An 18,968-nucleotide genomic window follows, 5' to 3' on the forward strand; every position below is an offset into this window, starting at 1 on the left:
CGGTCGGCATGGGCACAGCGCGGTGATAGTAACCCGGGCGTAGCATGGCGGCACAACCCCACACGTGGAGGTGAGATGGGAAAGAAATCTCGGGCGCTGAAGGCGGTGGTCGGAGCGGGAGCAGGTGCCATCGCCGCGCTCGCCTCGTACGATCTCGCGCAGCGCAAGCACTCGATTCTGCGCAACTACCCGGTGATCGGGCACATGCGCTATCTGCTCGAAGAGCTTCGCCCCGAACTGCAGCAGTACTTCATCGAGCGCAACTGGGACGGCAGGCCGTATGACCGTGACACGCGCTCCGTCATCTACGAGCGTGCGAAGGGCATCCACGGTGAGCAGGCTTTCGGCACCGAGCGCGACGTCAATGCCGACGGCTACGAGTGGCTCACGCAGTCCGCCGCGCCCGTGCCCCTGCCCGACGAGCCGCCGCGCATCACTCTCGGCGGCCCCGACTGCTCGCAGCCGTACTCCCTATCGCTGCTGAACGTCTCTGCCATGAGCTTCGGTGCGCTCTCGGCCAACGCCGTGCGCGCCATGAATCGCGGCGCTCGCGACGGCGGCTTCGCCCAGGTCACGGGCGAGGGCGGTATCTCTCCGTATCACCTCGAGAACGGCGGCGACCTCATCTGGGAGATCGGAACGGGCTACTTCGGCACCCGCACGAAGGAGGGCGGCTTCGACCCGGACCAGTTCGCCGAGAAGTCGCAGGACGACCGCGTCAAAGCGGTGTCGCTCAAGCTCAGTCAGGGTGCGAAGCCCGGCATCGGCGGTGTGCTCCCTGCGGCGAAGGTGTCGCAGGAGATCGCGGACGCACGTGGAGTCCCCGTCGGTGAGAAGTGCGTCAGTCCGGCTCGGCACCAGGTGTTCAGCACTCCGACTGAACTCATCGAGTTCGTCGCGCGGATGCGCGAGCTCTCAGGCGGCAAGCCCGTCGGGTTCAAGATGTGCGTCGGCTCGCGCGTCGAGGTGCTCGCGATCTGCAAGGCGATGATCGAGGTCGGAACGGCGCCCGATTTCATCGTGGTCGACGGCTCTGAGGGCGGCACGGGTGCGGCGCCGCTCGAGTTCGAAGACCATGTCGGGATGCCGCTGACGCAGGGCCTCATGATCATGCACAACGCTCTCGTCGGCACCGGTCTTCGCGACCGCATCCGTGTCGGAGCAAGCGGCAAGATCGCGGCCGGAAACGACATTGTCAAGCGCCTCATCCAGGGCGCCGACTACACGAACGCGGCTCGCGCGATGATGATGGCGGTCGGATGCATTCAAGCGCAGCGCTGCCACACCGACCGCTGTCCCGTGGGTGTCGCAACCCAGAATCCGCGACGTGCACGAGCACTCGACGTCGACTCGAAGAGCACACGCGTCACCAATTATCAGAGGGCGACCGTCGACGAGGCTGTGCGCCTCATGGCGTCGATGGGCGTCTCGCACCCCTCGCAGCTGACACCGCGGATGCTGCGACGCAACGTGGACGTGCACGAGAGCCAGTCCTATGCGGAGCTCTACGAATGGCTGCGGCCGAGCGAGCTGCTGAACGCCGCGCCTGAGAGGTGGCGCGCGGACTGGGAACGTGCAAGCGCGGACGTCTTCCCGCTGCCCTGACGACGGCCACTCTCATGCGCACGCTCACGGCGAACGTGCGGGGCGCCCTCTGTTGTCCTCCAGCGGAGCAGACCACAATAGAAGCATGGTGCGCAAGATCGTCGTGGTGACCGGAGTCGTTCAAGGTGTGGGGTTCCGCTTCTCCGCACAGCGTGAGGCGGCGAAGCTCGGCGTGACCGGGTGGGTGCGCAATCGTCCTGACGGATCGGTCGAGACCGCCGTACAGGGTGCCGAGGAGCCCGTCACCGAGATGCTGCGCTGGCTGCGCACAGGTCCGAACTCGGCGAATGTCCGCAGCTTCGAAGTCACCGACGTCGTTCCGGTCGACGGCGAGAGCGATTTCTCGATCGAGGGCTGACATTCCGGCCACTGACATGCGGTATGCCTTGCAATAGCGATATATTGTCTGAACATAGTCTCGGCATATCAACGGAGGTGGCCGCGTGGCGCAGCTGGAAGAGAAGACACTCCCCCTGAGCGTCTTCGTCGATCTCGACCGCAATGGCCCCGTCCCCCTCTACTACCAGATCGCTCAGCGGCTCGAAGCCGCGATTCGCGACGACGTGCTTCCCGCGGGGTCGCGACTCGAGAACGAGGTTGCTCTCGCACAGAGGCTTGGGCTCTCGCGTCCCACGATCCGTCGCGCCATTCAGGAGCTCGTCGACAAAGGCCTTCTTGTGCGGCGCCGCGGCATCGGCACTCAGGTCGTGCACGGCCGCGTCACGCGCAATGTTGAGCTGACCAGTCTTTATGATGACCTCGAGCGATCGAATCAGTCGCCGAAGACGATCGTGCTCTCGAGTGAGAGGGGAACAGCGGATGCCGAGACGGCCGAGCTCCTCGGCGTCGAGACGGGCAGTCCTGTGCTGCACCTCGTCCGCCTCCGCTCTGCCGACGGGGTGCCTCTCGCAATTCTCGACAACGTGCTGCCGCAGGACTTCCTCGACCTCAGCATCGACGACCTCTCGCGATACGGCCTCTACCAGATGCTCCGCACGCGTGGCGTGACGATGCGAGTCGCGAAGCAGCGCATCGGCGCGCGCTCTGCGAATCAGCGCGAGGCGGAGCTTCTCGACATCTCGAAGGGCGGCCCCGTGCTCACGATGTCGCGTACCGCGTTCGACAACTCCGGCAAGGCGATCGAGCTGGGGCGCCACCTGTACCGCCCCGATCTCTACTCTTTTGAGATCACGCTCGTCGACCGCTGATCGGCGTGCAACGAACCGCCTGTACAGAACACACACTGACAGTACGCAATTTGTACAGCATCCTGCCTCAAATGTTCACAGTCTTCTCTTGTCGCTGAGCATCTGCTGCGCCTAACGTGGAGGTGCAGGCAGTAACAGAGGCGTCCGCGAGGCGCCGCAGAAGGAGTGCGTGGAATGGTGCGTTTCGTCGGTGTTCAGAACGCGATCACCTGGGTGCGGTCGACGGGGCTCGAGACGATCCTCGGTGAGCTGAACGACTATGTCACCGAGGACTTCCGTCGGTGGGAGTCCTTCGACAAGTCCGCTCGTGTGGCCAGCCACTCCCCGATCGGTGTCATCGAGCTCATGCCGACGAGCGATGGTCACCTCTACGCCTTCAAATACGTCAACGGACACCCGTCGAACCCCAAGCGCGGTCTGCAGACGGTCACGGCGTTCGGCGTGCTCTCCGACGTCGCAAGCGGCTACCCGCTGCTCGTTGCCGAGATGACGCTGCTCACCGCGCTCCGCACGGCGGCGACCTCGGCGATGGCTGCACAGCATCTCGCCCGTCGCGATTCCACGACCATGGCGATGATCGGCGCGGGCACTCAGTCGGAGTTCCAAGCGATTGCGATTCGTGAGGCCCTCGGCATCCGTTCGCTTCGCGTCTTCGACACGGACCCCGCTGCCTCCGCCAAACTTGCGCGCAACCTCACTCCGCTCGGCTTCGACGTGCACATCGTCGAGAGCGGCCACGACGCCGTCGAGGGCGCTGACATCATCACGACCTGCACCGCCGACAAGGCGAACGCGACCGTGCTCACCGACGACATGGTGCGGCCGGGAGTTCACGTGAACGCAATCGGTGGCGACTGCCCCGGCAAGACAGAGTTGGATGCCGCGATCCTGCGACGCGCCGATGTTTTCGTCGAGTTCCCCGAGCAAACCCGCATCGAGGGCGAGATCCAGCAGGTTGAGGCGGACTTCCCCGTCACCGAGCTGTGGCGTGTGGTGACCGGTCAGACCGACGGGCGCTCCTCCGATGAGCAGATCACCGTGTTCGACTCGGTCGGCTTCGCGATCGAGGACTTCTCTGTGCTGCGCTACCTGCACGACAAGACGAATACGTCCGCCTTCTCCATCGACATCGATCTCGTCGCCGACCCCGACGACCCGAAGGATCTCTTCGGTTTCACGCAGGGCTCTGACGCCCCCGTTCCGGCACTCTAGAACCATGCGCATGTCCATTCAGGCACCGTCGGCGGTGGTGCTGATTCGACCGAGCCGGTTCACGCCGAACCCCGCAACGGCAACGGACAACACCTTCCAGAAACCTGCACCGACCGCAGACGCTGAGGCGATCGCGCGTGCCGCGTGGAAGGAGGTCACCGAGGTGGCTTCCGCCCTCGAAAGGCACGGGGTCCGTGTGCACCTCTTCGACGACGAGCGGGAGGACCGAGCCGACGCGGTGTTTCCGAACAACTGGTTCTCGACGCACTCGGGCGGGCACGTCGCCGTGTATCCGATGCAGTCGCCGAGTCGGCGGGGCGAGCGCCGCGAAGATATCCTCGAGATGCTCAAGCGCGAATACCGTGTGCAGGACGTCATCGACTATTCGGGCCTCGAGTACGACGACGTGTTTCTCGAGGGAACCGGCGCAATGGTGCTCGACCACCTGAGTCGCATCGCCTACACGGTGCGATCGAACCGGGCTGACCCGATCGCCCTTGAACGGTTCTGCACCAACTTCGGATATGAGCCCATGGTGTTCGACGCCGTCGACGAAGCTGGCTACCCGATCTACCACTCAAACGTGCTGATGTGCGTGGCCACCGATTTCGCGATGATCGGACTGGGCTTCATTGCGGATGCCGCGAGGCGCGACCAGCTTCTCGAACGCCTCACGGCGCACGGTCGGGACGTCATCGAGCTGAGCCGGTCGCAGATCCGCGAGTTCGCCGGAAACGCCATCGAACTGCAGGGCCGCGATGGGCGCATCCTCGCGATGTCAGCTCGGGCGGCGGCATCGCTCACCGATGAGCAGCGCGCCGTGATCGAGAAGAGCTGTCAGATCGTACCGCTCGGTGTTCCCACGATCGAGCTCGCCGGCGGTTCGGTGCGCTGCATGCTCGCCGGCATCCATCTCGACCCGCGGACGCCGATCAGCACCATCAACGGAGTGCGGAGCTGAGCAGCAGACTCGTCTCGCTGTTGATGACGCCTTCGACGCCGCGGATGCGCGCCAGAAGCCGGTCGAACGAGGCGAGGCTGTCAGTCCGCAGGTCGGCGACGAGATCCCATCCGCCGTTCGTAGTGTGCAGGGCGTGCACTTCGGGAAATCCGCGGAGCTTGTCGATCACGTAGGCGGTCGTGCGGCCCTCCACCTCAATGAGGCTGACTGCCCGCACGACGTCGGTGCTGACGTCTTCACGAACGCGAACGGTGAACCCCAGCACGATGCCGTCGTCGACGAGACGGTTGATGCGGTTGTTGACGGTCGCGCGTGTGACGCCGAGGCGGTGGGCGAGCGTCGCCACGGGGGCGCGTCCGTTGAGGCGCAGTTCGGCGATCAGGCGTTCGTCCAGTTCGTCGACGTCTCTCATATGGCGATTCTACGAGCACCGTCGCGTCAGGTGCGGAGTGCGGCGTCGACGCCCGGAATCGCCTCCCGGTACCGTTCGAGCAGCAGCTTCGCGGTGGCGACGGAGTCGACAAGAGGATGCACCGCGAATGCGCGCCACGCGAGAGCGGCATCCCTGTTCGCTGACGCTGTGATGGTGAGCTGTTCGGCCGCCTTGACCGACTGCATGAGCCCCAGCATGTCTCCGGTCACCGGTGCGACCGAATGGGGGTGGATGCCGTCGGCGTCGACGGTGCACGGAAGTTCCACGACTGCGTCCGGCGGCAGCTCCGGAATCGCACCGCGGTTGGCGACGTTCAGAATCATCGTCGACGTTCCGCTGCCGGTCAGCGCAGCCATGAGTGCGAGGGCGACGGCCTGATAACCGCCGCCCTCGATGTCGCTCGCCTCGCGGCTCGTGCGCTCGGACTCGGGGCGGCTCTCCGCCATGTAGCTGGCCTCGCGCTCGAACTTCGTGCGCTCCCACGCGTCGAGGGCGCTCACCGGCATCGCCGCGGCATCCCGGTAGAAATCGGCCTGCTGGGCGAGCAGAAACTCTCCGCGGGTCTGCGTGCTCTCGCGGATGCGTGCTGTCGCCTCCCGCTGGAAGTAGTAGTAGAAGAGGTACTCGTTGGGCAGAGCGCCGAGGGAGCGCACCCAGTCGAAGCCCATGAGTCGCGCCTCTTCGATCCCGGCGAGCGCTGTGTCGTCTGCGAGCAGGTCGGGCAGGCGCTCGGCACCGTCGACGGTGATGCTGCGCAACCATCCGAGATGGTTCAACCCGACGTAGTCGAAGGTGACGGATGCCGCGTCGCCGCCCGCCGCATGAACCGCGCGCCGCATCAGTCCGATCGGAGTGTCGCAGATGCCGACGACCCGGTCGCCGAGCTCGGTGCGCATTGCCTCCGTGACGATGCCGGCGGGGTTCGTGAAGTTGATCACCCAGGCATCCGGGGCGAGAGCGGCAATGCGGCGAGCGAGGTCGCGTGCGACGGGCAGTGTGCGCAGTGCGTAGGAGAGACCGCCGGGACCGACGGTCTCCTGACCGAGCACACCGAGGTCGAGAGCGACGCGTTCATCGGCGATCCGCCCCTCGAGACCGCCAACTCGCATGGCAGAGAACACGAAGTCCGCTGCTGTCACTGCGGCATCCATGTCTGTCGTATACGTTACGCGCGGTGGGCGCGGGGACCGTTTGGCCAGTGCATCGAGAACGCCGCGGATCGCGCTCAGCCGCTCGGCGGAGACGTCGTGCAGGCACAGCTCGTCGACGCGTGCGGGTGCTGTGGGGTCACTGATGGCGGTGAAGATCTGGGGCACGCGGAATCCGCCGCCGCCGATGATCGTGAGCTTCATGGGTCTCCCCTCACCCCGATGCTAACCTCTGAGCAAGCGTCAGGTACTCGGACGGCAACGGAGCTCTTCATGGCGGCATCCTCATTCACTCCGACAGACGGAACGCGTCGTGCTCCTGCGGACCTCTTTCTCGCCGGCCAGCTGTTCTACGACGTGATCTTCACGGGCGTCAGTGCGTCGATGGCAGCAGGGACCGAGGTGATGGCGGACGGCATGGGGGCTGCGCCCGGTGGCATCGCGAACCTTGCGCTGGCGGCATCCCGACTCGGTCTCGCCACAAGTCTGTGCACCGGGTTTGGCGACGATGCCTACGGAAAATGGGCGTGGAGTTTGCTGGGTGGGCAGGAGCAGATCGACCTCAGCAGGTCGCGCATGTTCAGCAGGTGGCACACGGCCGTGACAGTGTCTGTCGCAACAGGTGACGACCGCAGCATGATCACGCACGGGCATCCTCTGCCGGAGAGCTTCTCGACGATGGTCGGCGACCTGCCCGCTGCGCGTGCCTACGTGGTCGACCTGCAGCCCGATGGCGACTCCTGGTGGGAGGGGGTCGATGCCTCACGGACGAAGGTCTTTGCCGACACTGGGTGGGACCCGACAGAACGGTGGGATGCCGCGACGCTCGCGCCTCTCGACAAGTGCCACGCATTTCTGCCGAACTCCGTCGAAGCCCGCAAGTACACGCGGACTGAGACTCCGGAGGAGGCGTTGCGGGTGCTCGCCGACCGTGTGCCGCTCGCCGTAGTCACGCGTGGGGCAGCGGGTGCCATGGCGATCGATGCGACCACCGGGGAGGAGGCGTCTGTGCCGGGGCTTCCGGTGCGAGCATTCGATGCGACGGGTGCGGGCGACGTGTTTGCGGCGGGTCTCGTGCTCGGCACGCTCGAGGAGTGGCCGCTTGAGCAGAGGCTGCGTTTTGCGATTCTGTGTGCGGCGCTGTCGGTCGAGAACTTCGGCGGTTCGCTGGCGTCTCCCGGTTGGGGCGACATCGCCGACTGGTGGGCGGCGATATCGAAGCGCGAGGATGCCGTCGCACGCGGCCTCGCGGCGGACTACGGCTTTCTCAGCGACGTTCTGTGTCAGCACTCGACGCGCAAGGTGCGGCGAGCGGAGGCCACGTTCGGTCTGCTCCACGAAGCGGAGCACTTCGCCCGGCAGGAAGACGCGTAGCTAGAGCACGACCGTGATCTGTTCGCGGTCGCTGCGGGCTGCGGCATCCAACACGGTCAACACGGTGACCCCCTGCTCAGCCGGAACCGGCCCCGCCCCACCGGATGTGATCGCGCGTGCGAATTCGTCGTAGTAGCGCGTGTAGTCACCCTGAAGCGACGGCACATGACGCACACCAGCGGCGGTTGTCAGGGAGCCCCAGCGCTCGTCGCTTTCGATGCCCCACGTGTCGCGATTCTCGTTTGGACGCTTGCCCGCGACGATCGCCTCTGTCTGCACGTCGCTGTAATCGGAGCGGTACGAGCCGGCCTCTCCGAGGAGCATCAGCTCGCGTGACACCAGGCGATAGACCTTTGAGGCGGACACATGCGAGAAGGCGCCTGAGGCATGGCGGATGCTGATTGTGAAGCCGACGTTCGTGCGCTGCTCCGCGATGTCAGCCCACTCGAGGTGTGCCGTCACCGCGACAGGTTCGCCGAGCAGGAGCAGCGCCTGGTCGACGACGTGGCTGCCGAGGTCACGCAGCAGACCGCCCTTCGGACCCGGGTCGATCGACGCAGGATCGTCCTGATCACACCGCAGCTCGAGGCGCCGCAGACGACCGAGCTCGCCGCCCGCGATGACATCGAGCGCCGTGACGATGTCGGTGTCGAAGCGGCGATTGTGAAAGACGTTGAGCAGTACGCCGGTGCGTTCCGCCTCGTGTGTGAGGAGGCGTCCGGTCGGAGCATCCGGTGCGAACGGCTTGTCAGCGACGACGTGCAGACCGAGAGCGATCGCCTCGAGAACCAGATCGCGACGGGTTTCGGGTGGGGTCGTGATGACGACGGCATCCGCTCCGAGGCCGACGAGTTCGGCCAGTGACCCGCAGATCTGCGTGTCGGGGTATTCTTCGCGGGCACGACGCTGTCGCTCAGGCGAGCGGGTGACGATGCCGACGAGTTCACACTCAGCGGATGCTGCGATGTACGGAGCGTGGAACCAGCGTCCGCCTGTGCCGAAGCCGACGAGTCCGATCTTGACCGTCATGAAGCGTCCGGAACGCCGAGTTCGCCGGTCAGGTACTGTGCACGGCCGAACCCGAACGTCCAGTCCTGCGGACCGTTCTCGACGTAGCCGAGAAACACGTCGTGGCCTTCGACGCCGACGGCGGCGAGACGGTCAGCGATGGCTGCGTAGAGCGACTGCTTCGCGGCATCCGTTCGCCCGCCCTGTGTGAAGATCTGGATCATCACAACACCCTCCGTGCGCTCGAAGCCGAGGCCGGCGTCTTGAGCGATGATCTGGCCGGGCGTGTGCTCCGTGACGATCTGAAAGCGGTCGCGCTCAGGGATGCCGTATTCGGCCACGATCGCCTCGTGGATCGCGTCGGCGATGGCGCGTACCTGCTCCGGACTTTTTCCGGCGTTGAGGTCGATGCGAACGAGCGGCATGGGCGGTCCCTTTCTCGGTGTGTGGCGCCTGGTGGCGACCCAGCATCCCTGACTCCTACTTTGTCCTAACATCCTGTCATGAAATGGCCACAAAGGGAACCCCCTCACACGCTCGTGTGCCGGTTTGTCTCACCTCCCGCACGCTGGAGACACGACAAACCGGCACACGCGTGATGGGATGGGTCGCCAGTCGGTGAGTCGCTGGTCAACCAGCGCAGCCAGGGTGATGGTGTGGCGAGGGTGCCGTCAATTCGAACACAGGGGCTCCCCGCGAGACAGGATCACTCGTTCTGTTCGCACCCCCGACGCTACTGATCCAGAGCGCGATTCGCCTCGTGCAGCACGGCAGCGGCCACTTCGAGGCCCTCAATACGGCCAAGCTCCACGTCCTCGTGCTCGATGTTCACCCACATCTCCGGATCAACGTCGCGCAGAGCTCGCAAGAACTCTGTCCAGTACGCCACGTCATGGCCCTTGCCGAGAGCGACGAAGTCCCACGCGGCATCCTTCGGCCACTCGTTCGCCCACTCGTCACCGCCAAGATTCGTGCGCAACTCACTTGGATCAAGACGACGGAACTGGTTGTCGAGAACGCCGTAGAGCGCCGCGTTCTCCGGGTTCACACGCACGTCCTTCGCGGCCGCGTGAAAGACGAGCTCACCGAGGTGCCGCACGATTGCCACCGGATCCATCTGCTGCCAGAACAGGTGCGACGCGTCGAGCTCTACGCCCACATGCGTCGCCCCCCGCCCGTTCGATCAGCTTGTGCACGTCAGCCGCGTTGAACACGAGGTTCTGCGGATGCAATTCGAGCGCGACCTTCACCCCATGATCGGCGGCGTAACGATCCATTTCGCGCCAGAAATCGGTCGCGATCTCCCACTGGTAGTCCAGCACGTCGAGTGCCGCGGAGTTCCACGCATTGACGATCCAGTTCGGTCGACGACCGCCGGGCTCCCCAGCGGGCAGGCCTGACATGGTCACGACACGATTCTGGCCGAGACGGTGCGCCAGACGGATGCTTCGCCTCACGTCCTCCGCGTGTGCGTCCCCGATCGCAGACTTCGGATGCAAGGGGTTTCCGTTGCAGTTGAGCCCGGCGATCTGCACCCCCGTGCCCTCGAACTGCCCGAGGAAGTCATCGCGCGCGGCGTCACTCGTGAGCACGTCATCGATGCCAGGCACGTGTACGGCAGGCAGGAATCCGCCCGTGTTGATCTCAATTCCCTGCAGACCGAGGCCCGACACGACCTCGAGCGCTTCGGGCAGTGTGCGGTCGTGCAGAATCGCGTTGTAGACGCCGAGCTTCATCGTGCACTCTCCTTCTCTACAGTGACTGCGGCACCGGCATTGCGGGCGGATTCAGCAACTGCTTCGAGCATCCTCATGCTGTGAATTCCCTCGTGGAACGTCGCGCAGCGCGGTAGCGACTGGTCCTCTGGGACTCCGGCCACCTCTTCGAGGAATGACCGCGCCTGGAAGACGAATCCGTCGTTCTGCCCGACGCCGATTCCTGGGGCATCCATGGGGTAGCCGCCCGCGATGTACGGGTGGCTCGGTCCGAGAATGACCTGTCGCGCACCGCGATGGGTCGGGTCTCCGTCGGCGGTGAAGAGCGACACCTCGCTCGGGCGCTCCTGATCCCACGATGCCGAGCCTTTGGTGCCGAAGATCTCAAACGCCAGGCCGTTAGGATGCCCCGCCGCAACGCGCGACACCTCGATGCTCCCCGAGGCGCCGTTCGCGAAGCCCGCGGTGAACGCGGCGTAATCATCGTTCTCGACGGGCTCAAACCTGTCGCTCACGGCGACGTGACCGTGGCCGACGGTTGCTTCGAGAGGGACCGGACGCTTGTCGATGACGGTACTGAAGCGGCCGCCCGACACCTCGATGACCTCACCAGCGATGAACTCTGCGATATACGAGAGGTGGCTTCCGACGTCGGCGAGCGCACCCGAGCCCATCGGGCCCTTGTATCGCCAGGTGATGGGTGCCATCGGGTCGCAGCTGTAGTCCGCCCAGTAGCGTCCGCGGAAGTGCAGCACTTCGCCGAGTTCTCCGCTCTGGACGAGGTCGCGCACGAAGGCAACGCCCGGCGCACGGCGGAACGTGAATCCGATGCGCGCAATCGAGGATGCCTCGCGGGCAGCTGCCGCCATCGCCTCAGCATCTGCGATCGTGTCGCTCAGAGGCTTCTCGCACAGTACGTGCTTGCCTGCGGCGAGGAGACCCTCCACGACTTCGCGGTGCAGGTGGTTCGCGATGACGACGCTCACGACGTCGATGTCGTCGGCTTCGGCGATCGCCTGCCAGCTCTGGTCGGTGCGCTCGTAGCCGAAGCGACGTGCTGCAGCGTCCCCGAACGCAGGGTTCACGTCGCCGATCGACACGAGGCGGATCTCCGGAAGAGTCGATGCGTACACTGTCGACGCCGAGCGATAGGCGGCCGCGTGAGCGCGACCGGCCATACCTGCGCCGATGACGGCGACTCCGAGCGAGTCCGACATGTTGTCCTCCACAATTCTCGTCGTTGAAAAAGCTGGTTTCGGTCTGAGACCTTCGGTCGACCCGGTAGTGTCGGACCTATTGGAGCGTTCCAATAACGCTTCGTCGAACACGCTAGCCCGTGTTCTAATGTCCTGTCAAACAGTTATGGAGGATGCTGTTGAGCTCTCGCGTCACCATTTACGACGTCGCTCGCCGAGCGGGCGTCTCAAAGTCGCTCGTCTCGCTCGTCTTGCGCGATTCCCCTCGTGTCAGCGACGAGAAGCGTGCGGCGGTCCTGAGCGCGATCGCTGAGCTTGGCTACCAGCCGAATCGGCTAGCCGCTGGCCTCGCGGGCAGTCGCACGAAGAGCATCGGCGTCGTGATCGACGATTTCCGCAATCTCTGGTTCGTCGAGCTGCTCGAGGGCCTCAAGGAGGGCCTGGCAGGAACCGGATACTCGCTGAGCGTCGCCGACCTGCCCTTGAACGCACACATAGACCTCGACGCGGTCTCTGCCTTTCAGTCTCTTCGCGTCGATGGCCTCGTCATCGCCGCAGAGCCTGCGGGCCTTCTCAATCGTCTCGGTACCACGCCTCACGTGATTGTCGGGGGGCGAGAGACCGACGGCTCAGGCATCACGGTTGCGAACGACGACGTTACAGGCGGCCGCCTCATGACCGAGCACCTCCTCGAGCTGGGGCATCGTGACATCTGCTTCATCACCGGCTCGGGTGAAGCAGCGCGAAGGCGCGCAGAAGGCTACTCTCAGGCGATGTCGGCTGCGGGACTCGCGGCGACAGTCACGGACGCCGGCGGCACGACCGAACATCACGGGCACGATGCCGCCGAGGCTGTTCTGCAGCGGCATCCTCTCCCCACGGCCATCATCGGAGCGAACGACACCATGGCGATCGGCGTTCTCGGCGCTCTGCACTCACGTGGGCTGGAGGCCCCGCGCGATGTATCTGTCGTGGGGTATGACGATTCTCCACCTGCCTCGTACGACATCGTCTCGCTGACGACGGTGGATGACCGTGGGCACGATGTCGGTCGGGAGGCGGCGATGGCCCTGCTCGGTGCCATTGCGGGCACGACGGAGCCGGCGGCCGAGATTCTCGTGCCGCCGGCTCTCGTGGTGCGTCAGTCGAGCGGTCCGGCACCGTCTCGCTGACGGCACCGGACTGCGTTCGCTCAGCGCTTGCTGCGAATGGTGTAGAGCGCGCCCGTGGTGACACCCTCTTCGACCGCCTCGAGGGTGCGCCCGCGAGTCTCGGGCACCTGGGTGGCCACGAAGATCAGTGCGAGCACTCCAACTCCCGCGAAGAGGAAGAACGTCCCAGTGATCCCGACTCCGGCCACGAGTGATGGGAAGTACAGCGACAGGAATCCATTGGTGATCCAGAGCATGAGCACCGAGATTCCGATGCCGATGCCGCGCATGTGCAGCGGGAAGATCTCCGACAGGTACACCCAGACGGCGATGTTCAGGAAGGTCTGCATCGATCCGACGAAGATCACCACGAGCAGCAGGATCACGTAGGGACGCAGTGGGTTTCCGGGCGGCAGCATCATCGATGAGAAGCCGATGAGCACGTGACTGATAGTCGTCAGCGTCAGTCCGATCAAGAAGGTCTTGCGCCGGTCGATCCGGTCCATCATCCAGAGTGCGATGATGCCTCCGATCACGGCGATGACACCCGGGGCGATGTTTGCGATCAGGGCGGCGCTCTTGTCGAAGCCCGACTCGATCAGAACGATCTGTCCGTAGTACATGATCGAGTTGATTCCGGTCAGCTGTTGGGCGATCCCGAGTCCGATGCCGACGAGCAGGGTGCGGAACAGCCACTTGTTGGTCAGAATCGAACGGATGCCGACGGTGTGAGCCTCGCGCTCCTCTTCAGCGAGTGACTGAACGTCATCGAGTTCTGCCTGAGCGCGCTCGGCCGGGCGCACCGTCTTGAGCACCTCGAGCGCTTCGGCGAAGCGGCCCTTCTCGACGAGCCAGCGTGGTGATTCAGGCATCCGGAGCATGCCGATGAAGAGTGCGGCGGCGGGAATCGCGCAGATCGCGAACATGAAGCGCCAGACGTGGTCGATGTGACCCCACACGTTGCCGATGATCGCATTGATCACAAAGGCGGAGAGCTGACCGATCACGATTGCGAGCTCGTTGCGTCCCGCGATCGAACCGCGGATCTCGTAGGGCGCCATCTCTGCGAGGAAGACGGGGACGACCGTGGATGCTCCTCCTACAGCGAGTCCGAGAAGGATGCGGCCGCCGACGAGAACTTCGTAGTTCGGAGTGAAGACGACGACCATGGCGCCGACGAAGAAGAACATCGCGAGGAGCAGGATGGTCTTGCGGCGACCCCACGCATCGGAGACACGGCCGCAGACGAGTGCACCGACGGCGGCGGCGAAGACGAGCGAGCTGGTGACGACGCCTTCGGTGAAGGGGGTGAGACCGAGCTCTTCGGTCATCGGGTTCAGGGCGCCGTTGATGACGCCTGTGTCGTAGCCGAAGAGAAGTCCGCCGAATGTGGCGACGAGGGCGATGAGCCCGAGTCGCTTGCGATAGGGTCCCGCGGTGAGCGGGGGCAGATTCGGTCCGCTCTCACTGCTCTGGCTGTGTGACATTGTCATGGACGACTCCCTTGTCCGATGTGACGGCCCTGACGGCATCCTGCTGTCCCGCCGCATCGCGTTCAGACTTTGTTATGACATTATTATCTCCTGATCAAGTTAAAGGCAACCCTTTCCGTCAAGGAAAACAATCGGTCGGCAATTCTCCTGGCCCTCAACTGGCGTGTGCAGCCGTCGTCTCGCGCACGATGAGTTCTGGGATGCGCACGACGCTGCGACCGCTCGCGTTCACGTCACCTTCGAGCTGGCGAAGAGCTAGGGATGCCGCGCGACGACCGAGCTCGTGCCCGTCGATGTCGACCGTGGTGAGTGCTGTGCCCGGGGCGCGACTCATCGCGCTGTTGTCGTATCCAACCACCGAAAGCTCTCGTGGCACGGAAATCCCCAACGAGAACGCAGCGTCCAACACCCCCAGCGCGGCCTGATCATTGTGCGCGAAAACCGCCGTGGGAGCATCGGCGCTCCTCAATAGTGCCGCAGCGTCGCGTGCAGCTACGTCACGTGCGTACGACGACGGCATCACGAGCGGGGTGAGTCCCGCACCGCGCATTGTGTCGTCATATCCCAGCCGGCGGCCAAGGTAACCATCGGTCTGAGGGTTCGCAAGAAATGCAATTCGCCGGTGCCCGAGTTCTATCAGGTGTCGAGTCGCCATCGTCGCGCCTGCGACGTTATCGCTGTACACGCTGGCTACACCCGGGATTTTCCGCGCCACACTGACAACGGGAATCCTCTCCGCAAACGTGGTGGCGTCGTTGTCGGGAAGGACGAGACCTGTAGCAATGACGGTGTCCACTCGCGATTGAAGGAGCGTGTCGAGGACGTCCTCATCTCGAGTGCCATCTACCGATCCGACGGTCAGAACCACATGCTTTCCTGCAGCGTCCGCTTCGTCGCGGATGCCGTCGAAGATGTCAGCGAACAGGTCGTTTCTCAGATCCTGAAGCATGACACCCAGTGTGTCCTGCGCTTTGCTTGCAAGGGACGCGGCGATTCTATTCGGCCTGTATCCCAGACGATCTGCCGAAGCGAAAATCTTCTCACGAGTGGCTGCGCTGACTCCAGAAACGCCCCGAAACGCAATCGAAACGAGCGCTCGCGAGACCCCCGCGTCGCGAGCGACATCCTCCATCGTGACAGTCTTCAGGGCATCCTCCCGTAAGTGTCTTGACAGTAGCATCTAGAGCGCTCTAGTCTATCCCACACTATGTACTGACATGAAAGCGAGCAATGATGCTTATGCAGAACACGGCGGCGAGGCCACGGATCGGCATTGCCCCGGATTCGTGGGGTGTCTGGAACGCCGTCGACACGGCGCAGCCATCGCCGGAGCAGTACCTTCGGGAGGTGCGCGAGTCGGGATACCAATGGACAGAACTCGGACCGTACGGTTATCTCGATACCGACGCTGACCGCCTCAATGATCAGCTCACCGAACATGACCTCCGCCTGTCCGGTGGAACGGTCTTCACAGCACTCCATCGTTCACACTCCGCCGTCGATGATGCGTGGATCGCAGTGTCCGAGGTGGCTTCTCTCGTCAGAGCACTCGGCGCCGAGCACCTCATCGTCATACCTGAGCTCTGGAGACGAGACGAAGGCGGGCACGTCGTGGGCGATCGGACGTTCTCGTCCGAAGAATGGCGGGTCTTCCTCCAGAATCACAACAGCCTCGGCACTCGGCTCTGGGAGGAGTTCGGACTCCGACAACAGTTCCACTCGCACGCGGACTGCGCTATCGGCACAGACGCGGAGATCACCCGCTTGCTTGAGGGAACAAACCCCCAGAGCCTGAATCTCTGTCTCGACACAGGACACTTCGCGTACTACTACGGCGACTGCGTCTCGCTCATCGAGCGCTTCCCGGAGCGGATCGGCTATCTGCATCTCAAACAGGTAAATCCAGAGATCCTCCCCGACATCCTCAAGAACGACTTCGACTTCGCCACCGCGGTTCAACGCGGCGCAATGGTCGAACCGCCACACGGTACACCGGACTTCGGGCCCGTACTCGCAGCGGCTGCGACTGCGAACCCCGGCCTCTTCGCCATCGTCGAGCAGGACATGTACCCGGTTGACAGCTTCGCAACTCCAGCACCCATCGCCCGTAGAACACGCGAGCACATCGCAACCTGCGGAACCCTCGTCCGGTTTCGCTGACCCAGAACCAGGAGACTCTCATGAATCGCCCCCTATCCATCGGAATCATTGGCGCTGGAATGGCCGGTCAAGCACACGCTTTCGGATTCCGAAACGCCATGATGGCGACCGCGCCAGACGTGACCGTGCGCTTGCGGGCCATCGCAGACCCGAACCTCGCTCTAGCCGAATCGGTAGCTGCACGATATGGATTCGAGCACGCCATCGGCGACATCGATGAACTGATCGGCTCAGATGTCGATGTCATCAGCGTGGCACTTCCGAATTTCCTGCACTCCGATGTGCTGCCTCGAGTCCTCGCCTCTGGCAAGCACGTATTCGCGGAGAAACCGATCGGTCGCACGCTTGCAGAGTCGACCCGTTTGGAATCCCAGGCATCGGCATCGACGGCAACAACCGGAGTCGGCTTTTCATTTCGTCGGCTGCCCGCTCTCGCCGCACTCCAGCAAGCTGTCGCCGACGGACGCATCGGCGACGTACACACGGTTCGCACCTGGTACTACGCCGACTACGCCGCAGATCCTCAGGGCGCGCTCTCGTGGCGTTACTCGCAAGAGCAGTCTGGAGGAGGCGCGCTGCTCGACATCGGGGCACACGCCATCGACACTCTGCAGTTCGTCGCAGGGGAGGTGACTCGTGTGCTCAACTGCACACTTCGCACCGAGATCGGCGAGCGCCCGCTTCCGACACGAGGGGCGATCGGGCACGGAGCATCCACGTCGACTGAAACCGGTCCTGTGACGAATGACGACATCGCTCTTCTCACACTTGAGCTTCAGAACGGCGCCGTCGGTCACGTCGAGCTCAGCCGTATTGCGCACGGCGTGCCGAACTCGCTCGGAATCGAGGTCTTCGGAACTCGTGGGCACGCTCAGTTCGAATCGATTACAGCGGGCGAGTTCCATATCTTCGAAGCGTCAGACGACGGAGTATTGAATGGTCCGCGTCGGGTGTTCGCTGGCCCGCAGCATCCGTACTTCTCCGATGTCGCCGCCATGCCCGGTGCCGGTGTAGGCACGGGCTATGCAGAAGCGTTCGTCGCCGAGATTCAAGAGTTCCTCCGCTGCATCAGTGACGGCAGACGCATGGACACAGACTTCGCTGCCGCATCGCGCATGATGCGTGTGGTGGACGCCGCCCTCCGGGCGAACTCGTCAAACTCGGCTATCGACATCGACAGCTGAGACGGGATTCATCACAAAAGCATCACCTTTCGTGAGGAACCATCAGACCCCTTGTTTCGACTCATCGAAACAGTCATAATGACAGGACATATGCACCTGCGCAATGTCGCGTAAGAGGAGTATCCACAATGAAGAAGTCATGGAAGGCAGCCGCCGTGGCTGTCGCCGCTGCAGCCGCTCTCGTCCTCACCTCGTGTGGGACGGGCGGCAAAGACACCTCTGGACAGGAAGATTCCGCCGCTCCCGCAGGAGAAGCCAGAGACCTGAGCTTTTCCGTTGTCATCCACGGTGACCCTGACGGATCGTTCTGGAACGTCGTCAAGAAGGGCGCGGAGGATGCCGGCAAGCAGTACGGCGTCAAAGTCACCGTCACTGGCGATCAGGAAGGCTCGAAGCAAGCCACCCTCATTCAGAGCGCGCTGACGAAAAAGCCCGATGGCCTGGTCGTCTCGATGGCGAACCCGGATGCACTTAAGAGTGCCCTTGAACAGGCGACGAGTCAGGACGTCCCCTTCGTCACTATCAACTCCGGTGCGGACAAGTCCACCGAGTTCGGTGCGATCGGGCACGTCGGGCAGACCGAGACTGTCGCCGGTCAGGGTGCAGGCGAGAAACTGAAGGAAGCTGGCGTGACGAAACTCCTGTGCGTCGTTCACGAAGCGGGAAACATCGGCCTGGAGCAGCGTTGTGACGGTGCTGCGGAGTCTTTCGATGGATCATTTGAGAAGATTCAAGTCGATCTGAACAACCCCCAGGCAATCCAGTCGACAATCAAGTCGAAGCTGCTCGGCGATACAAGCATCGACGGTGTTCTCTCCCTGAACCCGTCAGTGACGACCGCTGTGCTCGCCGGAATCAAGGATGCCGGAAGCGACGCCCAGCTCGCCTCATTCGACATCGATGAGAATGTCCTCCAGTCCATCAAAGACGGAGACGTGCTGTTCACGGTGGACCAGCAGCAATACCTGCAGGGATACCTGCCGATCATGATGCTCGTTCTCTACCACGACAATCTCAACACCGTGGGCGGTGGGCAGCCTGTACTCACGGGTCCGGCATTCATCACTCAGGACAACGTCGACGATGTTGCCGACCTGGTTGCGAAGGGCACGCGCTGACA

17 protein-coding genes and 1 pseudogene are annotated in these 18,968 nt (G+C 63.8%); 10 read left to right on the plus strand and 8 right to left on the minus strand.

The window, feature by feature from the left end; all coding sequences use genetic code 11:
- Positions 1-75 precede the first annotated feature (75 nt).
- The 5 genes from ACSAGD_RS14465 to ctlX all read left to right on the plus strand — a co-directional run bounded on the left by ACSAGD_RS14465 (position 76) and on the right by ctlX (position 4,986).
- Positions 76-1,605, plus strand: coding sequence for an FMN-binding glutamate synthase family protein (locus tag ACSAGD_RS14465; RefSeq protein ID WP_437583479.1), 1,530 nt, complete (start codon positions 76-78; stop codon positions 1,603-1,605).
- Between the two features lie 85 nt (positions 1,606-1,690).
- Positions 1,691-1,963: an acylphosphatase gene (locus ACSAGD_RS14470; protein WP_437583481.1), complete on the plus strand. Its 273-nt coding sequence runs from the start codon at positions 1,691-1,693 to the stop codon at positions 1,961-1,963.
- Positions 1,964-2,048: 85 nt separating this feature from the next.
- A complete protein-coding gene (locus tag ACSAGD_RS14475) occupies positions 2,049-2,813 on the plus strand; it encodes a GntR family transcriptional regulator (RefSeq protein WP_437583482.1) in 765 nt (254 codons plus the stop codon).
- A gap of 174 nt (positions 2,814-2,987) precedes the next feature.
- Complete coding sequence (locus tag ACSAGD_RS14480) at positions 2,988-4,025, plus strand: ornithine cyclodeaminase (protein ID WP_437583483.1); 1,038 nt, start codon at positions 2,988-2,990, stop codon at positions 4,023-4,025.
- Between the two features lie 4 nt (positions 4,026-4,029).
- Positions 4,030-4,986 (plus strand): citrulline utilization hydrolase CtlX, encoded by a 957-nt coding sequence (gene ctlX / locus ACSAGD_RS14485; protein ID WP_437583485.1) that lies wholly within the window; start codon positions 4,030-4,032, stop codon positions 4,984-4,986.
- On the opposite strand, the gene ACSAGD_RS14490 is transcribed toward ctlX, so the two are convergent.
- Both ACSAGD_RS14490 and ACSAGD_RS14495 read right to left on the minus strand, forming a co-directional pair.
- Positions 4,967-5,398 (minus strand): Lrp/AsnC family transcriptional regulator, encoded by a 432-nt coding sequence (locus tag ACSAGD_RS14490; protein WP_437583486.1) that lies wholly within the window; start codon positions 5,396-5,398, stop codon positions 4,967-4,969. The two genes, ctlX and ACSAGD_RS14490, sit on opposite strands and share 20 nt — an antisense overlap.
- 26 nt (positions 5,399-5,424) lie before the next feature.
- Positions 5,425-6,771, minus strand: coding sequence for a 6-phospho-beta-glucosidase (locus tag ACSAGD_RS14495; RefSeq protein ID WP_437583487.1), 1,347 nt, complete (start codon positions 6,769-6,771; stop codon positions 5,425-5,427).
- Positions 6,772-6,840: 69 nt separating this feature from the next.
- Between ACSAGD_RS14495 and ACSAGD_RS14500 the strand changes: the two genes are divergently transcribed.
- Positions 6,841-7,941, plus strand: coding sequence for a carbohydrate kinase family protein (locus ACSAGD_RS14500; RefSeq protein ID WP_437583488.1), 1,101 nt, complete (start codon positions 6,841-6,843; stop codon positions 7,939-7,941).
- Here the strand turns inward: ACSAGD_RS14500 and ACSAGD_RS14505 are convergent, their stop codons facing one another.
- The 4 genes and pseudogenes from ACSAGD_RS14505 to ACSAGD_RS14520 form a co-directional block, all read right to left on the minus strand.
- A complete protein-coding gene (locus tag ACSAGD_RS14505; RefSeq protein WP_437583489.1) occupies positions 7,942-8,970 on the minus strand; it encodes a Gfo/Idh/MocA family oxidoreductase in 1,029 nt (342 codons plus the stop codon).
- A complete protein-coding gene (locus ACSAGD_RS14510) occupies positions 8,967-9,374 on the minus strand; it encodes a tautomerase family protein (RefSeq protein WP_437583490.1) in 408 nt (135 codons plus the stop codon). The genes ACSAGD_RS14505 and ACSAGD_RS14510 overlap by 4 nt, the downstream gene beginning before the upstream one ends.
- Positions 9,375-9,682: 308 nt before the next feature.
- Positions 9,683-10,685: pseudogene (locus tag ACSAGD_RS14515) on the minus strand (sugar phosphate isomerase/epimerase family protein).
- The gene (locus ACSAGD_RS14520) at positions 10,682-11,881 is read right to left on the minus strand and encodes a Gfo/Idh/MocA family protein (protein WP_437583491.1); all 1,200 of its coding nucleotides are present in this window, start codon (positions 11,879-11,881) and stop codon (positions 10,682-10,684) included. The pseudogene ACSAGD_RS14515 and the gene ACSAGD_RS14520 overlap by 4 nt, the downstream one beginning before the upstream one ends.
- A gap of 158 nt (positions 11,882-12,039) precedes the next feature.
- Between ACSAGD_RS14520 and ACSAGD_RS14525 the strand changes: the two genes are divergently transcribed.
- Positions 12,040-13,032 (plus strand): LacI family DNA-binding transcriptional regulator, encoded by a 993-nt coding sequence (locus ACSAGD_RS14525; protein WP_437583493.1) that lies wholly within the window; start codon positions 12,040-12,042, stop codon positions 13,030-13,032.
- 20 nt (positions 13,033-13,052) lie between these two features.
- Here the strand turns inward: ACSAGD_RS14525 and ACSAGD_RS14530 are convergent, their stop codons facing one another.
- Positions 13,053-14,498 (minus strand): sugar porter family MFS transporter, encoded by a 1,446-nt coding sequence (locus tag ACSAGD_RS14530; protein ID WP_437585183.1) that lies wholly within the window; start codon positions 14,496-14,498, stop codon positions 13,053-13,055.
- A gap of 160 nt (positions 14,499-14,658) precedes the next feature.
- Complete coding sequence (locus ACSAGD_RS14535; protein WP_437583494.1) at positions 14,659-15,684, minus strand: LacI family DNA-binding transcriptional regulator; 1,026 nt, start codon at positions 15,682-15,684, stop codon at positions 14,659-14,661.
- Positions 15,685-15,743: 59 nt separating this feature from the next.
- Here ACSAGD_RS14535 and ACSAGD_RS14540 point away from each other — a divergent pair, with 59 nt between their 5' ends.
- From ACSAGD_RS14540 to ACSAGD_RS14550, 3 genes are all read left to right on the plus strand, one after another.
- Positions 15,744-16,664, plus strand: a complete 921-nt coding sequence (locus ACSAGD_RS14540; protein ID WP_437583495.1) for a sugar phosphate isomerase/epimerase family protein — start codon at positions 15,744-15,746, stop codon at positions 16,662-16,664.
- Between the two features lie 20 nt (positions 16,665-16,684).
- The gene (locus tag ACSAGD_RS14545) at positions 16,685-17,848 is read left to right on the plus strand and encodes a Gfo/Idh/MocA family protein (RefSeq protein ID WP_437583496.1); all 1,164 of its coding nucleotides are present in this window, start codon (positions 16,685-16,687) and stop codon (positions 17,846-17,848) included.
- A 128-nt stretch (positions 17,849-17,976) separates the two neighbouring features.
- Complete coding sequence (locus tag ACSAGD_RS14550; RefSeq protein WP_437583497.1) at positions 17,977-18,966, plus strand: sugar ABC transporter substrate-binding protein; 990 nt, start codon at positions 17,977-17,979, stop codon at positions 18,964-18,966.
- The last annotated feature ends 2 nt before the right edge of the window (positions 18,967-18,968 follow it).

Source organism: Paramicrobacterium salitolerans (genome assembly GCF_051513965.1).
Classification (GTDB): Bacteria; Actinomycetota; Actinomycetes; order Actinomycetales; family Microbacteriaceae; genus Paramicrobacterium.

Bases quoted from the DNA above. Each gene is read 5' to 3' on its own strand.
- ACSAGD_RS14465 (WP_437583479.1), top strand. From the start codon at position 76: ATGGGAAAGAAATCTCGGGCGCTGAAGGCGGTGGTCGGAGCGGGAGCA.
- ACSAGD_RS14470 (WP_437583481.1), top strand. From the start codon at position 1,691: ATGGTGCGCAAGATCGTCGTGGTGACCGGAGTCGTTCAAGGTGTGGGG.
- ACSAGD_RS14480 (WP_437583483.1), top strand. From the start codon at position 2,988: ATGGTGCGTTTCGTCGGTGTTCAGAACGCGATCACCTGGGTGCGGTCG.
- ctlX (WP_437583485.1), top strand. From the start codon at position 4,030: ATGCGCATGTCCATTCAGGCACCGTCGGCGGTGGTGCTGATTCGACCG.
- ACSAGD_RS14490 (WP_437583486.1), bottom strand. From the start codon at position 5,398: ATGAGAGACGTCGACGAACTGGACGAACGCCTGATCGCCGAACTGCGC.
- ACSAGD_RS14495 (WP_437583487.1), bottom strand. From the start codon at position 6,771: ATGAAGCTCACGATCATCGGCGGCGGCGGATTCCGCGTGCCCCAGATC.
- ACSAGD_RS14500 (WP_437583488.1), top strand. From the start codon at position 6,841: ATGGCGGCATCCTCATTCACTCCGACAGACGGAACGCGTCGTGCTCCT.
- ACSAGD_RS14505 (WP_437583489.1), bottom strand. From the start codon at position 8,970: ATGACGGTCAAGATCGGACTCGTCGGCTTCGGCACAGGCGGACGCTGG.
- ACSAGD_RS14510 (WP_437583490.1), bottom strand. From the start codon at position 9,374: ATGCCGCTCGTTCGCATCGACCTCAACGCCGGAAAAAGTCCGGAGCAG.
- ACSAGD_RS14520 (WP_437583491.1), bottom strand. From the start codon at position 11,881: ATGTCGGACTCGCTCGGAGTCGCCGTCATCGGCGCAGGTATGGCCGGT.
- ACSAGD_RS14530 (WP_437585183.1), bottom strand. From the start codon at position 14,498: ATGTCACACAGCCAGAGCAGTGAGAGCGGACCGAATCTGCCCCCGCTC.
- ACSAGD_RS14535 (WP_437583494.1), bottom strand. From the start codon at position 15,684: ATGCTACTGTCAAGACACTTACGGGAGGATGCCCTGAAGACTGTCACG.
- ACSAGD_RS14540 (WP_437583495.1), top strand. From the start codon at position 15,744: ATGCAGAACACGGCGGCGAGGCCACGGATCGGCATTGCCCCGGATTCG.
- ACSAGD_RS14545 (WP_437583496.1), top strand. From the start codon at position 16,685: ATGAATCGCCCCCTATCCATCGGAATCATTGGCGCTGGAATGGCCGGT.
- ACSAGD_RS14550 (WP_437583497.1), top strand. From the start codon at position 17,977: ATGAAGAAGTCATGGAAGGCAGCCGCCGTGGCTGTCGCCGCTGCAGCC.